The following is a 14038-nucleotide window of genomic DNA, read 5'->3' on the forward strand; positions in this document are numbered from 1 at the left end:
ATTAGTGATGTTGATTGATATTGAAGTGAAATAATATTAGTTTATATTTTAATAGTTTATATTTTAATATATAATATAAAAGTCTGCATTAGACATATTGATAGTATTTCTCATACCATTTACGTTCAGATCGTTTAAATTTCAGTATTAATTTTTCGCCTTGACCTCTGAGATATCTATCGTGTTGACATTTAACATTATTTGATTTTTGAGGAAATTTAACTTGTGCTTTAATTGCACCACCTGTAATCAAAACTTCTTGTCCATCAACATAATATTCTGTACTCATATCTACTTCTATAACTGGGATATATGTATTATTTACCATAACAATTTCTTCGCATTTTGGTTCAACAACATAAGGTGGCTCTTGCCAAAAATTAGCTGTTCCTTGTAAATCTCTTCTCTCGACATTGATATATTGATTATTGCGGAAAAAAGGACGTTCATTTGTCAATTCACCTGATTGCTCAGGAGTACGACAATTCTCAAAAATGTTATCTTCTATAATTATATTTTGCAATTCACCTAAGTAAAAAATACAAGTCACTTTTTCGGTATTTTCAGGACTTTTACACACGTTATCACGAATAATTACATTTTTTAATTTACCTAGAATATTAACTGCAATTACGGCTTTAGTTTCTCCTATTACTTGATTATTAATAAATTCAATTTCCACATTTTCTTGACTTGTTAACAATGCCGAATCACAATCAAGAAATTTATTTTCTTGTATAACAAGACCACTACAACCAAAAACACAAATGCCAGCAGGAGAGTTGTGGAATGAGCAGTTACGAATAATATGTTTATTACCAGTCTGGAAGTTACCTACAGTTTCTACTAAACCTTGATAAGTAGAGTCTTTAAATATACATTTATAGAAATAAGTATTTTTATTGGGTGAAAGTGATGCATTCTCTACCCAGGCAGTTGCGGTTTGCGAAAATTCACAATCTTTAACAGTTAATTCTGCTTCAATACTCAACATTGAAGCATTAGAATTGTGTATTTTTGTATTCAATATGGTAACTTTCCCTATTCCAGAACCACCACCATAAATGACTTCTCCTCTAAAGTCATGTACATAAACAGAATCAATATTGATATTGTCCAGGTATGTATTGAAATCTAAGACTATTCCTTTATGAGTCAAGTCCCAACCATCGCCAGTATTGGGATCAGCAGGCCAATTACGATTGCCTGTAAATCCATTAGTACCACCACTTAGTTCGATATTTTTAATAGTAACGTTTTTCCTTGGATTTAAAGGATCTATCGTTCCTTTAATCATGATTCCATGTCCCCTGACAACATTACCGTCAATCAGGGAGTAATTACCTCTACTTTGAAGAATGGTCTTGCCAATACCATCACCGAACAGCGTAATATTATCATAGTTGATAATAAGTGAAGACCGTTCTTGATTATTTAAGTCTGGTGGTGCAATTTGGTACAATCCGTTAGGGATGTAAATATTTCCTCCTCCTTTTTGACCAACTGCATCGATAGCAGCCTGAATAGTTGCTGTGTTTCTGGTGATAATATTAGGATTATTGCTAATACCATTCACAAGTGATCCAAATTGTTGGACATTAACAACATCTACTGGTAAATCTTGAGCTTGTGCAGTCTTGACATGATTAGGACTTTTCTGCAAAATTGTTGATGCAGTGGATTTGAATAATAAAAGCAAGCTACTGCTTAGAGAACCTAAGCCAGTAAAAATTAAAAAAGCACGGCGTTTCATAAGGAATATCTCTCCCAAAAAAACGGATAGATTTTAATATCAAAAACTACAATCCACGCATGTCGCGCAGCCAATAGCCGAGGCTTGGCGATCGCCCAATGAATTCCCTAATTGCCGAACGAAGCCGTGGGTGTAAAAGCTGAAAACGACGCACAGGAGGTTGGAATTTTGGTGGTTTTTGACCCTGTTTACTCCTTGTAATAGGCTCGAGGCTGGAAATTTCATTTATTAAGTATTCGTAGCTTTTCCACATTACTGATTCATCAAAATCAGAACGTGCACGCTCAATTACAGCATTACTAAAAGTGTGATAATTTTCACAAGCATATAGGACTTGTCTAGCTAAAACTTGCATGTTTCCCAATGGTGCAAAAAGCCCTGTTTGATTAGCTGTTATAATCTCTTTTGTGCCTGTGTCCACGTCCCATGCAACTGGCACACATCCCATACTCATTGCTTCAATTGTTGCCATGCCAAACGGTTCTACACGACTCAACATCAGCAACACTTTTGCTGATGCAGCTGTGGAGAAAAGTTTGTCACGTTGAACGTAACCATGAACTTGAATATGCTCAGAATTAGGTAGCTGTTCGATTTTATTTCTAAACTCTGACGTTACATTTCCAAACCAGTGCAGTTTGCCTCGAAATCCTTGTAAAAATAGTTGTTTCCATAATTTGAGAACATCAAATGCTCCTTTTGTCGGGTTATCACCACCAAGAAATATAAGTTCGTCTTTTCTTGTACTATCTTTGTCTAATATTTCAGGAAATAGGCAACCATTGTGAATAACATATAGTTTTTGGGGCTGTTTTAAGCGGTGTCGAAATTTACTAGCTACAGTCTCAGATACAGCAACTATTGCCTCTATGTTATCTTCGTCTTCTAATGCTGAATGCCAGTAGGGAGGAGCAGTATCATGTACTACATAAACACATTTGATTGTTGGTAATAGATAGGGAATTACAGGATCAAATTCACTACAAGCATTAAAAAATACAATATCCTGTGGATTATCGTAGAGCCATTGCAATAGTTTTCTTGGTGTTTCTGGTGCAGAAGCATATAGCTTTAGAGATGATACTCTAACATCATCACCAATAATTATCGTGGGTGGAGCCAGTAAGAGCATTGTAGCCTCATGCCCATTAGCAGTAGCTTGTTGACAGCAAGAAAAAGCTACAGGAGATATTCCACCACTATGATCAGTAGGAAGTAGCCAACAGAGTTTCATTTTTTAATATCAGATTTTTGTGTAGCTAGGAGTAGAAAAAATTGCTTCATGATTCAGTTTTTTAAAAATGGCATATCCATTACGTAAGGAAGGATTATAAGCCACTAGAGCATAATTGGAATCTGTAATCAATCTATAGTAATTATGATAGTTTTCACAGAGAGTAAGATCATCAATCAGTACAAATTTTGCTTCCTTGACAATATCTAAGAGAGTGCTAATAGTTAAATCGGATCTTTCAATTAAGACTGTATCAAATTCCTTGATCTTATGGTCTTTATGAATTTCTCTGATCGTATCTTCTAAAGCTTTAGGTAAATCTTTCTTTAAACTGGATAAAATTCCGTAGCATCTGACAAAAGGGCTATTAGCATAACGCTTTTGCAGTTTTAAAAATCCGGGATTGGAAAGATTAATGCAAAATCCTCTTGGATGAGTCGAGTTTTCTTGAATCCCTTTTAAAATTGCTTCTGTGCTTCCTCTTCCTGCTGAAGCTCCAATTACTAACACTGTTCTAATATCTTCTTCTCGGACAATTTTTTCAATCTCACTAAAAAAATCATCATTTCGCATTTTAGAGAAACGATAAGGCAAAAAACAACCAAATATATTTTCTAAATTATGCAATATTATCGTAGAGTTCTTTATTAAATTAATTGAGATAAACCTTCTAATTTTTAGAACATATTGGGGACGGCTTGGTATGTTGTCTCTCAATAACATTGAAGTTATTTCTTTTGCATATTTTTTGATATTTTTACTGTAAAAAATACTATTATTCTGTGGTTTTATATTGACAAATAGATGTTCTGAGTGAAGGGATTTATCTATTTTATTTACTAAGTCAAACTGCTGACAAGCTCGCAGCATTGTGCATAAATTATCAAACCATTCAGGTAGAGTTTGATGAGGTAACTGATGAATGCTGTAGCGGTAATTTGATTGCTCACCGGATGAAATATTATATTTATTTTCTTGATTTGTTAAAAGATTAATAGCCCAACGAATACGTTCTAGTTCAGGATGTCTAAGAGTTGGATACTCATTAGCATATTTGCTCGCTTCAACTAATTTTCCTTGGCAAAGAAGAGCAATAATAAAATATGCCCACTCAACTGGTTCAGGATCAACGGCTTTGTAGGTTTCAAGAGTATATCTATTTAGTTTAAGAAGCCAATCGAATGCAGTTGCGGCATCACCCCTATAAAGATTACAAAGTGCTATTTTGAGTTTTGGTTCTGGCATCCAGAATATATAACTTAGAGCACGCAAATAAAAACTTTCTGCTTCTTCATATTTGCCAGCCCAAAGTAGATTGTCTCCTTGGCGTATAAGTTCTATAACCAATCCATTACATCTAATATGTGAGTTGTTAATTCCAGAAGATGTTTCTGTAATAGTCAATGGCTCAAATGGATTTGTTTGAACAATTCTTTGATCTGGTTGGAGATGCTTGTATAGATTAAACCATTGGAAAATTTGATTTCTTTGTTTCAATGTGTGCCGAGAGTGAACTAGTTCGTAGCCAGCATGAATAATTTTCTCTAGTTGATCTTGGTGTTGAAATAAGTAATCCAGCTTATCTAATACATCACTTTCATCAGCAAATACACAATTTTGCATATCAATGAAGCCTGCGGCTTCAAGTGCTGGAGTTTTTTCCGTAATCAGACAAGATTTTGCTCCTGGTATCTCAAAATGTTTACGAACTACTTCTTTTTCTACCGAACCGCATGTTGGTACAAACCAAGAAGCATTGATTGTACGAGCATATTTTTCACCGTAGAGCATTCGTGTTGCTGAACACTCATTATATCCTAGATGTGGACAATTTAGTGAAGGATAATGCTGAGAAATAATTTTGTAAATTTTTTGTCGCCAAGGATATAGTGTGCTTATATAGCCACTAAAAAGTACTGGTATAATTTTCGATTGACCATAATCTTTATATATATCAGCATCAATAAAATTTGGCCAGACAAATAAATTTTCGGCAATTTCAGGAGTGTGCTCAGCAGTAGTAGTGCAAAGTGAAAAAAACGTTTCTATACCCCAATGTTCCATATCGGATAAGAAACCTGGGCGACAATCACACCATGAATCTCCATTATGGAAGCCTAGTTTAGGTATTTCTGGATGTGCTGAGGTATTTGTAATCTTTAGTCTTTGAAAGCCAATATACTTAATCCCACTTTCAAAAAGTGTTATTTCTGGATTGTAATTTTCACAAATTTGTTTGTAGTCACAATCTTGATTAACAACAATAACTTCAAAAAACTCCGATAGGCATTTAACATGATGTTGCATATGCAACTGTACAAAATTTGATCTGTTTGTAGTATTTTTCCATTGAAAATATACAAGTCTGGGTTTATTAATATTTTCCATGTGATTAGTTAATAAACTATAACTTAGAGCCAATTTTTGATTATGGATAATTTTAAAAACATCAATTACTTAAAGCTTGCACTAGCATCTATCGTTAACGCTATAGAATTTTCCAACGTGATTGATTGGGATCAAAGTATATTTTTACCGCATTAGGATTTTGAGTGATGTGAACAGAATATGGATCTTGTTTTATCCACTCTTTATCAACTAAAATTTTGCAACACAACCGATCACGCTTAGCCTTGATCGCAAGGTTAATAACCCAATCATCATACATAGCAAAACCCAAAGTATTGTCTATGTTAGGCCAACCGCGCTCAATCTCTATTTGAATATCGCCAGTAATATTGTTAGCAACTATAAATTCGGCGAAAGCATCTTGTCGCTTGACTTCATAATCATAGACTTCTATTCCTAGCCAGGTAGTGCTGATACCAAAGAGTCCTAAAGTCATTAATATGGCTATAATTTTACGGGAAATCTTAAATCTATCTTCAAATAAAGTACGCAATATCCAACCAAATAGTAGTAGGATTATTGGAATTAAAGCATATTTTTTACGAGTATCTATTGATAACCCACCAGCTAATACATAAATTAGTGAACCTCCCAATAACAAGAGCATGATGTAAATCAGTAATCCATTATTCAATGGAAACTTTTGCTGTTCTAATTTGAACTCACGTTTTAGGAAAATAGATAAACTGATGATAAAAGTGCCAAGTAATAGAATAAAAAGCAGGATTTTGCTAAAGTCCCATGAAGAAAATATCAAACTACGTGTATCGGAATTAAACCAGGGTTCAAATATATAATAGTTTGTATATTGATAATAATATACTGACAATATAGACTCTGGATTTAAAGAAGGAACTCTACCAGCAATATCTTTAGTTGTATCTACAGTAATTTTGTATAAAACAAGATATGCTAAACTTCCTAAAGTAGGAGCCAAGCCAATAAAATTATTTCTAAAATTTTGTGGTATGGACTTCCATTTAATTTTACCTTTGTCCTCATTAATCAAAATAATGAGGCCACTAAACATAAATGAAAAGACAAGGTTTTCGTAAATAAACTGGGTGATAAATGTTAATAAAAAACTCAATATAAAAATATAAAATTGTACCTTTTTATGAGAATTATAAAAACTCAAGATTAGTAATAAATTTCCCCAAAATACCAGAGCTGACACGAGGGGTGTATATCCCATGACATGTATCATGGTTTCATATCCCCAAGGAAAAATACCCATCACCAATGCGAGAACTAATGACAAACCACTACTTCTAAGCAGAAGTTCGGTAACTCTAAAGAATAAACAAACTGTCAGAATATGTGTAAAAACTGCAAGATAAGTAGTAAAAACTGGGTGATGGACAAGCAACCCATTGATCAGTTGACCCAAAAGTCGCCATACACCCTGGGATGCTAGCCAGGAAGTGAAAAACGAATATACACCATTATTCAAAGTTAGTGTAAAGGGATATTCATCAGCAATTAGGGGAAGATTTTTTCCCAGTACCGGAAACCATGCTGCAAGTACGGCTACTACAAGCATGATATAAGGAGTGACAGCTGTCAGTTGATAGGTTTTAGTTTTATAAGTAATTGCACTCATAATATTTTCCTAATGTCGTAATCAATTTTTTCAATTTTTTGGATCTTCTAGTTGCGTTCGGATGTAACATTAGTAGTAGCTTCTACGATATAACGTGGACGCCGACGCGATTCATCCAAAGCTCGCCATAGATATTCCCCTAAGCCACCCATCATCAACATTTGCAATCCACCTAATACCAGAACTACAACCATTAAAGATGACCAACCTGGTGTTGGATGACCGAAAATAGCATTGACAACAACAAATCCAGCAAACATAAAACCCACTAGGGCAACAATAAACCCTATGTAGGACATGAGCCGGATGGGTAAATAACTAAAAGATGTCAGAGAGTCGAGAACCAATTTGAGTTTTTTCTCTAGACTCCAGCCTGAACGTCCATGCGATCGCACTCGCTTATCATAGGTAATGTAAGCCTGACGAAATCCCATCCAGGTAATCAATGCCATGAGGCTAACATTACTCTCACTGAAATTTTCTAGAGCTTCCATTACCCGCCGATCAACAAGGAAAAAATCAGCACCAGTGGCTGGCATTTGTTTCATCCCAACTATTTGACGCATCAAGAAATAATACAAGCGAGCAAAGCCTACTTTACTTGTTTTTTCACCAGGACGACGTTTGCGAACCGCCCAAACTACTTGCGCTCCTTCATTCCATTCTGTTAAAAGTTCTGGTAAAGTTTCTGGAGGGTCTTGCAAGTCTGCTGCCATAATCACAGCACAGTCACCTTTGGCATAGTGTAAACCGCAGGTCATAGCTGTATGAGAACCGAAATTTCGAGAAAAACGAATTCCATGAACTCGTGAATCTCGTTTGGCAATATTGGCGATCGCTGCAAAGGTAGCATCAGCTGAATGGTCATCCACTACAATCCATTCCCAATCGATTGTCAGGGAATCTAATACATCCGAAAGACGTTTGTAAAGTAAGGGCAGATTTTCTGCTTCATTGTAGGCTGGAGTAACTACCGACAGCAGAGACCTTTTTATTTCGCCTTCCAATAATGGCGATAGGTGTAAATCATGCTCTCTCATGGCTTTTATACTCTAAACGGTTAAGAATATAACTTTTTTGAAAGACTAAAAATTCCAAGCTCACCAACTAGTTAGCTTGTCTTTCTTTTTCTGTGTGAACTGTACAAAGACAAGAACTAATGGCGGTATTAAAAACGCAAAAATAAAGTAATTTTTGGAGTAAAAAATAGTTTTTATTGGTTTATAATTCCTGATATTTTTTACATACGATCCTAGAATTTCAGCCAAATTCCTAACCATATTCAAACCTTAATACCAGTAATCGATTACAACTATATTTATTAGCTTTCCTCTCACTTCCCACTAATAAGAACTATTCCAGTTAAAACTACAGCCAAGCCAACAAAGTGGCGAAATGTCATCGATTCCTGAAACACAACTGTAGCACCTAAGGTAACCAAAACAAATGTCATACTAACTAAGAGCGGGTATGCAATATTGAGCGGCTCCGTCGAAATAACTCGGAACCAGACAAGACTAGCCAAGCCGTACAATAAAAAACCAATGTCGAAACATGGTTGACTTACCAAGCGAAACAAAGAATTTAGCAGTTCAGCTGAATTTCCTCCCAATCCACCAGCACGAATTACTCCAATCCGCAACAAGATATTAGCTGTTACAGTCAAGACAGCACTCAAGATGACCAAATATAAGCCGCTAGTTGTCATTTTTTTTCAAACCTACACTCAAGCCTGACATGATTTCTCGATTATGTGGCAAAACAATTGTTCTCTCTGTAATGTTCAGTTTCAGTTAAGCGATCGCACTTTCCTTAATACCAGTAATAAAAAAACATATCTTTTGAGCATTTTATTCATCTAACAAAAATAACGATCGCTCTCCACAAAGAAAAGCGATCGCACCATTCAAACCTTTAATCCTCTTTAAATTGTATATTTCGCGATCAGATGGTCAACAGTCAAGAGTCTAGGGTCAATCAATTTTGGATTTTAGATTTGCGATTAAAGAATTGACTGTACCCACAAGGGGATACAGCTTGGGGATTTTAGATTTGCGATTTTAGATTTGTTCCGTCCACAAGGGGCGGGGCATGAACCGAAAAACCCCAATCCAAAGTCCTTGCATCCAAAATCTAAAATTGGCACGGTCAAATACTAGCTTGGACTTTGGACTATCGCAGCAAACATTTGAAGCTTATCAATCATGAAGGCGATCGCACATTGATGAATTCATTGCCATTTTGATTAAGGGGATTTTGGATTGGAAACACCTGGCGATCGCCTTTGTGCAAGTTGCTCAACAAACACTTGATGCGCTTCTGTAGTTATACTTCTTTGCACTTGTGCTAATACCGTTGCCAAGTCTCCAGCTAACAAAGCCGCGATCGCTAAATCAAGTCCCGGAAAAATGCGGCTGCGAATCAAACCAGATTCATCGGGCTGCAAAGGAATATACTCGCCTCTCTGTAAACTGAACCAGTCTAATTTCTGTTCGGCCATTTGCCAGACAATGTATTCTTGTACACCATTACGGCGATAGACTTTGAGTTTGTCGTGCAAATCGTAGGATGCACTACTAGAAGCAATTTCCACTATCAGTTCTGGCGCATCTTCCACATAGTCATCTTCACTAATGCGCGATCGCCCTCCACAAGCTTCTTCAATCCGTAACAAAGCATCAGGTTGTGGTTCGTTGTCCAAATCCAATCGCACAGTTGCATTATCAGCCGATTCGACTCCTGGAGTTGCAGTTTCATAAGCAACCAACCAAGCCATAATGTGTGCGTGGGGTCTACCATGTCTGTAATATCTAAGTGGCGATGGCACGTAGACAACTCCTTCAATGAGTTCAGCCTTTTTCAGATTAGGCATGGCATGGTAACGGCGTTCAAATTCGTCGCGCGTTAGGCGATCGCCATTTTCTAGTAATGGCATTGATTTTGTCAGATTGCCTGCAACACTCATGACCAAATCTCTCTCAAGCTGATGCTCCTCATTTTATCAAGGGCTTTACGGTAAATCGGGGTCAATGCCCAAAGCTCGCAGTCGTGCTGCCAATTGTTCAGCCCGTTGACGCTCCTGCTCGGCTCGTTGACGTTCCTGTTCTATTTGCTGTTGAGCCAATTGTTTCTGTTGGCGTTCTTGTTCGGCTAGCTCTGCTGGGGTAGGTATCCAATCGCCTGTCGCGTCATACCAACGCAGCCATAGACGTTCTATATCTTGGTAAATTCCTCGCCAAAGTCCCAATCCTAACTGCACTTCTTCTAGCCACACTCCCTGTCCCTCGATAGGCAAAGCTTGGTAACGGCTAGTTATGAGTCCAAATGCTTGTAATTCATCTGTATAGCGATTAAACACAAAGTAATAAGGCACTCGCAAGATTTGTTCGTATACTTCCCACTTTGTTGGCGGTTGATTGACTTCCCGCAGAGTTTGTCCTAAGTCTTCCTTTTCAGTACCAGGAGAGAGTAGTTCGACTACTACAAAAGGATTGACTCCTTCCTGCCAAGTAACGTAGCTCAAGCGCAAGTCCTGCTGTTCGTACAATCGGGAAACTCCCAGCACAGCAAACCAGTCAGGTCGCTTGTACCATTGGGGATGGCGGGGATCGTAGTAGAGATTTAAGTCACTGGCGATAAATATTTGGTCGGCTGGATAATTAGCGGGGTGGAAAGTCAGACGCAGGAGTTCAGGCTGTAGGTCGTGAAATTCGTCAGGCAAACCTGGTTCCTCTGGGTCTTCACTTTTGAGATTGTACATTGTGGGCAGTACTTCTTTTGGGGAGCGAGGAGGATCTGTTTGATACATGACAAGGAAAATCCGAGGGACTAGCTCTAGCTTAACAACAGCAACAGAGCGATCGCTCGACTGTTGCACCCATGCAATAGCTTGCATTAAACCTGACTTTTCAAAACCGCGATCGCCCGATCCTGCTCCTGCTCCGTCATCTGATGGAACAGAGGCAAAATAATAGCATGATCCTGTGCCTGCTCACTCTCAGTTAAGCACTTACAACTTCCTTGTTCGCAATCACAAGCATCTCCATCAATTCCACATGACCAAGCTTCTATACTGTAAGCTGGTTCGCGATGAGCGCACATAATCCCCCGCCGCGTAGACACCCCAGCATCTAACATCGCCTGCATCACTTGCAGTTGATTACATTGTTCTGGCAACCTAACACAGAAACTCTGCCAGTTACTTTTTGCCCAGGTTGGCTCTGTTGGTAATTTCAATCCTGGCACATCTGCCAACATTTCCTGATATCGCTGTGCCAGGTAACGGCGGCGTTCCACAATTTCTGGTAGGCGTTTGAGTTGTTCGCGTCCGACTGCTGCTTGGATATCAGTCATCCGATAGTTGTAACCCAACATGGGGTAAGACTCAAATATTACCTGTTTTGCACCGTGACGTACGGTATCGGGAACGCTCATTCCGTGTTGCCGCCAGAGGCGAAACTGTTTGTCCCATTCGGGGTTGTTGGTAGTAATCATGCCACCATCACCAGTAGTAATCACTTTGCGAGGGTGAAAGGAAAAACAGGCTATATCTCCGTGTGGCTTACCGATTTTCTCCCACTCACCGTCCCAGAGAATTTCACTGCCAATCGCACAAGCCGCATCTTCAATGACTGGCAACTCGTAGCGGCGGGCAATGTCCAAAATGGCTTTGAGATCGCAGGGCATCCCCATCTGGTGAACAACGAGAATAGCACGAGTGCGATCGCCAATCGCATCCTCGATTAACATCGGGTTGATATTATATGTTTGCGGTTCAATATCCACAAACACAGGCATTGCTCCACAGTAGCGGACACTATTAGCAGTGGCAATGTAGGAGTGGCTGACAGTAATTACCTCATCCCCAGGCTGTACACCTACTGCCAACAATGCTAAGTGTAATGCTGTGGTGCAATTAGACACGGCGCAAGCATACTTTGCCCCTACATAAGCGGCGAATTCCTGCTCAAAGCCTGCGACTTCTGGCCCTTGAGTCACCCAGCCAGACATAATTGCACGCTTAGCCGCTTCTGCCTCTGCTTCTCCTAGCAAGGGTTTGGCAATTGGAAGATTGTGTATCTTTTCAGACATTACTTGCTTCCTTTGCGAGCTTTTGTTCACGCCACCAACTAACCAACCGCCGCAATCCCTCTTCTAGGGACACCTGCGCTTCAAAACCTAGCAATTTCTTAGCTTTGCTGACATCTGCCAATCGACGCTGCACGGCGTTAACTTTGCGTTCTGGCCCGTATTCTGGCTTCAGGTCAGATCCCATCACTTTTGCCAAACTATGAGCTAAGTCATTTAAGCTGCTTTCCACGCCAGTGGCAATGTTAAATACCTCATCTGTGACATCAGCTTTCGCAGCCAAAATATTGGCTCTGGCGATATCTTCAATATATACAAAGTCCATGGTTTGCTTGCCATCACCGAAAATTAGTGGTGGCTGACCAGCGGCGATGCGATCCATCCAGCGGATCAGTACTTCGGTGTAGACGCCGTAGATATCCATGCGCGGCCCGTAGACATTAAAGTAACGCAATGCTACATAGTCTAGCCCGTACATATCGTAGAAACTACGTAATAATCCCTCATTAAAGGTCTTGGCTGCACCGTAAAGAGTGCGGTTGTTGTAGGGATGGTGAGATTCGGTGGTGGGGAATGCTTCTGCCATACCGTAAATGGAAGCTGAAGAAGCCGCAACTACCTTTTTGACTTTGGCGTTGATTGCGGCTTCCAAAACATTAAATGTGCCATCTGCGAGAACTTCCAGCGCCAACCGTGGTTCTTCGGCACATTGAGTAATGCGGATCGCCGCTTGATGAAAAACTATATCCACACCTTGCATGATATCAGCGAGGAGTTGGCGATCGCGAATATCACCCTCGACAATCACCAAAGGCCCTTGCGCTTGTGCTATAGCCAGATTGCTACGTTGTCCCCGCGTGAAATTATCCAAGACAATAATCTCAGCAACTCCCTCTTGGATTAGCAAATCGGCAATATGGGAACCAACTAAACCTGCACCACCAGTAATTAATACGCGACTATTTTGCATGTTCTGTGAATTTTGTAATTTGTTCTTCCAAAATTTGAATCCGATTTAATAAATCAGATATTTGCAAGCCTAACGTGCTTTTAACTGATTTAATTACATTTGCTGCTGCTGTTCTTTCTTCCCCAGCCAATTGCACTTCTAAAATTCTTAAAATACCATCACCTGTCAGCACATCGACATAACCTTCTGATTTGGATATGCCAACAACTCGTCCAGGAATGCGTCCTACATAGATAGGGGGATTGTCTACAGGTTTAGCCTGCCAAACTAACAATTTTTGTCCCTGAAAATAGGTGTAAGCGCCAGGAAAAGGAGAGACTAATGCGCGAATGAAACAGTCAATATTCCTAGTGGAAGCTGACCAATTAATTTCACCGTCTTCAGGAAGGCGAGTACAACAATAGGTAGCTTCAGCATTGTTTTGCGGTAGACCTGCATAGCCATGAAAAGTTTTAACAACTGTCTCTCCCAAATGTTGCCGCTGAATATCATTTAAACTGTCATAGATATCAGCAACCGTATCATCAAAGCGAATCGGAATTAGTTGTTGAAATAAAATATTTCCCTCATCTAATTCTGGCGAAATTTTATGAATAGTTATCGCTGCACAAGGCTCATCATTAATAATGGCCCAATTGACATTGGCACGACCGCGATAATGGGGTAAGGAAGAATAATGAACGTTGATAAATGTAGACAGTCCGATCGTTGATGATGGTAGAATCTGGTTATAAGAAGACACCACCACGCAATCTGGCTGAAGTTTTAAAATCAGCGATTTAATTTCTTTCTGGGAGGTATCAGTAAATATAGGGATACCTGCTTTTTGCGCCAGACTGACGACTGGGTCATCACAGCTAGATTCGGTGTCTGCATTTCTCACTACTCCTTGCACGTTGCACTTGGACATTAAAGATTCCAGCGCACTCAAGGTAGTTGTTCCCATGCCAATTAGCAATACATTAGCCATTCACCACCAGC

At 39.1% G+C, this 14038-nt stretch carries 11 protein-coding genes; all 11 read right to left on the reverse strand.

Features of this window, described 5'->3' with window-relative positions:
* Positions 1 to 88: 88 nt before the first annotated feature.
* Positions 89 to 1753, reverse strand: a complete 1665-nt coding sequence (locus HXY43_RS18130; RefSeq protein WP_290885602.1) for a right-handed parallel beta-helix repeat-containing protein — start codon at positions 1751 to 1753, stop codon at positions 89 to 91.
* A 46-nt stretch (positions 1754 to 1799) separates the two neighbouring features.
* The gene (locus HXY43_RS18135) at positions 1800 to 2987 is read right to left on the reverse strand and encodes a glycosyltransferase family 4 protein (protein ID WP_290885605.1); all 1188 of its coding nucleotides are present in this window, start codon (positions 2985 to 2987) and stop codon (positions 1800 to 1802) included.
* 9 nt (positions 2988 to 2996) lie between these two features.
* Complete coding sequence (locus HXY43_RS18140; RefSeq protein WP_290885608.1) at positions 2997 to 5375, reverse strand: glycosyltransferase; 2379 nt, start codon at positions 5373 to 5375, stop codon at positions 2997 to 2999.
* 100 nt (positions 5376 to 5475) lie between these two features.
* On the reverse strand, positions 5476 to 6999 hold the full coding sequence (locus HXY43_RS18145; RefSeq protein WP_290885611.1) for a hypothetical protein: 1524 nt from the start codon (positions 6997 to 6999) through the stop codon (positions 5476 to 5478).
* A gap of 47 nt (positions 7000 to 7046) precedes the next feature.
* Positions 7047 to 8039, reverse strand: a complete 993-nt coding sequence (locus HXY43_RS18150; protein ID WP_290885614.1) for a glycosyltransferase family 2 protein — start codon at positions 8037 to 8039, stop codon at positions 7047 to 7049.
* Between the two features lie 293 nt (positions 8040 to 8332).
* A complete protein-coding gene (locus HXY43_RS18155; RefSeq protein ID WP_290885615.1) occupies positions 8333 to 8707 on the reverse strand; it encodes a hypothetical protein in 375 nt (124 codons plus the stop codon).
* 537 nt (positions 8708 to 9244) lie between these two features.
* Positions 9245 to 9964 (reverse strand): Uma2 family endonuclease, encoded by a 720-nt coding sequence (locus HXY43_RS18160; RefSeq protein WP_290885617.1) that lies wholly within the window; start codon positions 9962 to 9964, stop codon positions 9245 to 9247.
* Between the two features lie 45 nt (positions 9965 to 10009).
* Complete coding sequence (locus HXY43_RS18165; RefSeq protein ID WP_290885684.1) at positions 10010 to 10807, reverse strand: Uma2 family endonuclease; 798 nt, start codon at positions 10805 to 10807, stop codon at positions 10010 to 10012.
* A gap of 86 nt (positions 10808 to 10893) precedes the next feature.
* Positions 10894 to 12090 (reverse strand): DegT/DnrJ/EryC1/StrS aminotransferase family protein, encoded by a 1197-nt coding sequence (locus tag HXY43_RS18170; RefSeq protein ID WP_290885619.1) that lies wholly within the window; start codon positions 12088 to 12090, stop codon positions 10894 to 10896.
* Complete coding sequence (locus HXY43_RS18175) at positions 12083 to 13057, reverse strand: SDR family NAD(P)-dependent oxidoreductase (protein ID WP_290885622.1); 975 nt, start codon at positions 13055 to 13057, stop codon at positions 12083 to 12085. Before HXY43_RS18175 ends, HXY43_RS18170 begins: the two co-directional genes overlap by 8 nt.
* Entirely contained in the window at positions 13047 to 14027 is a 981-nt protein-coding gene (locus HXY43_RS18180; protein ID WP_290885625.1) for a methionyl-tRNA formyltransferase, read from the reverse strand. The genes HXY43_RS18175 and HXY43_RS18180 overlap by 11 nt, the downstream gene beginning before the upstream one ends.
* Positions 14028 to 14038 lie beyond the last annotated feature (11 nt).

Source organism: Fischerella sp. (assembly GCF_013388695.1).
Classification (GTDB): Bacteria; Cyanobacteriota; Cyanobacteriia; order Cyanobacteriales; family Nostocaceae; genus PCC9605.

Bases quoted from the DNA above. Each gene is read 5' to 3' on its own strand.
- HXY43_RS18150 (WP_290885614.1), bottom strand. From the start codon at position 8,039: ATGAGAGAGCATGATTTACACCTATCGCCATTATTGGAAGGCGAAATA.
- HXY43_RS18145 (WP_290885611.1), bottom strand. From the start codon at position 6,999: ATGAGTGCAATTACTTATAAAACTAAAACCTATCAACTGACAGCTGTC.
- HXY43_RS18135 (WP_290885605.1), bottom strand. From the start codon at position 2,987: ATGAAACTCTGTTGGCTACTTCCTACTGATCATAGTGGTGGAATATCT.
- HXY43_RS18130 (WP_290885602.1), bottom strand. From the start codon at position 1,753: ATGAAACGCCGTGCTTTTTTAATTTTTACTGGCTTAGGTTCTCTAAGC.
- HXY43_RS18155 (WP_290885615.1), bottom strand. From the start codon at position 8,707: ATGACAACTAGCGGCTTATATTTGGTCATCTTGAGTGCTGTCTTGACT.
- HXY43_RS18170 (WP_290885619.1), bottom strand. From the start codon at position 12,090: ATGTCTGAAAAGATACACAATCTTCCAATTGCCAAACCCTTGCTAGGA.
- HXY43_RS18180 (WP_290885625.1), bottom strand. From the start codon at position 14,027: ATGGCTAATGTATTGCTAATTGGCATGGGAACAACTACCTTGAGTGCG.
- HXY43_RS18160 (WP_290885617.1), bottom strand. From the start codon at position 9,964: ATGAGTGTTGCAGGCAATCTGACAAAATCAATGCCATTACTAGAAAAT.
- HXY43_RS18165 (WP_290885684.1), bottom strand. From the start codon at position 10,807: ATGTATCAAACAGATCCTCCTCGCTCCCCAAAAGAAGTACTGCCCACA.
- HXY43_RS18175 (WP_290885622.1), bottom strand. From the start codon at position 13,057: ATGCAAAATAGTCGCGTATTAATTACTGGTGGTGCAGGTTTAGTTGGT.
- HXY43_RS18140 (WP_290885608.1), bottom strand. From the start codon at position 5,375: ATGGAAAATATTAATAAACCCAGACTTGTATATTTTCAATGGAAAAAT.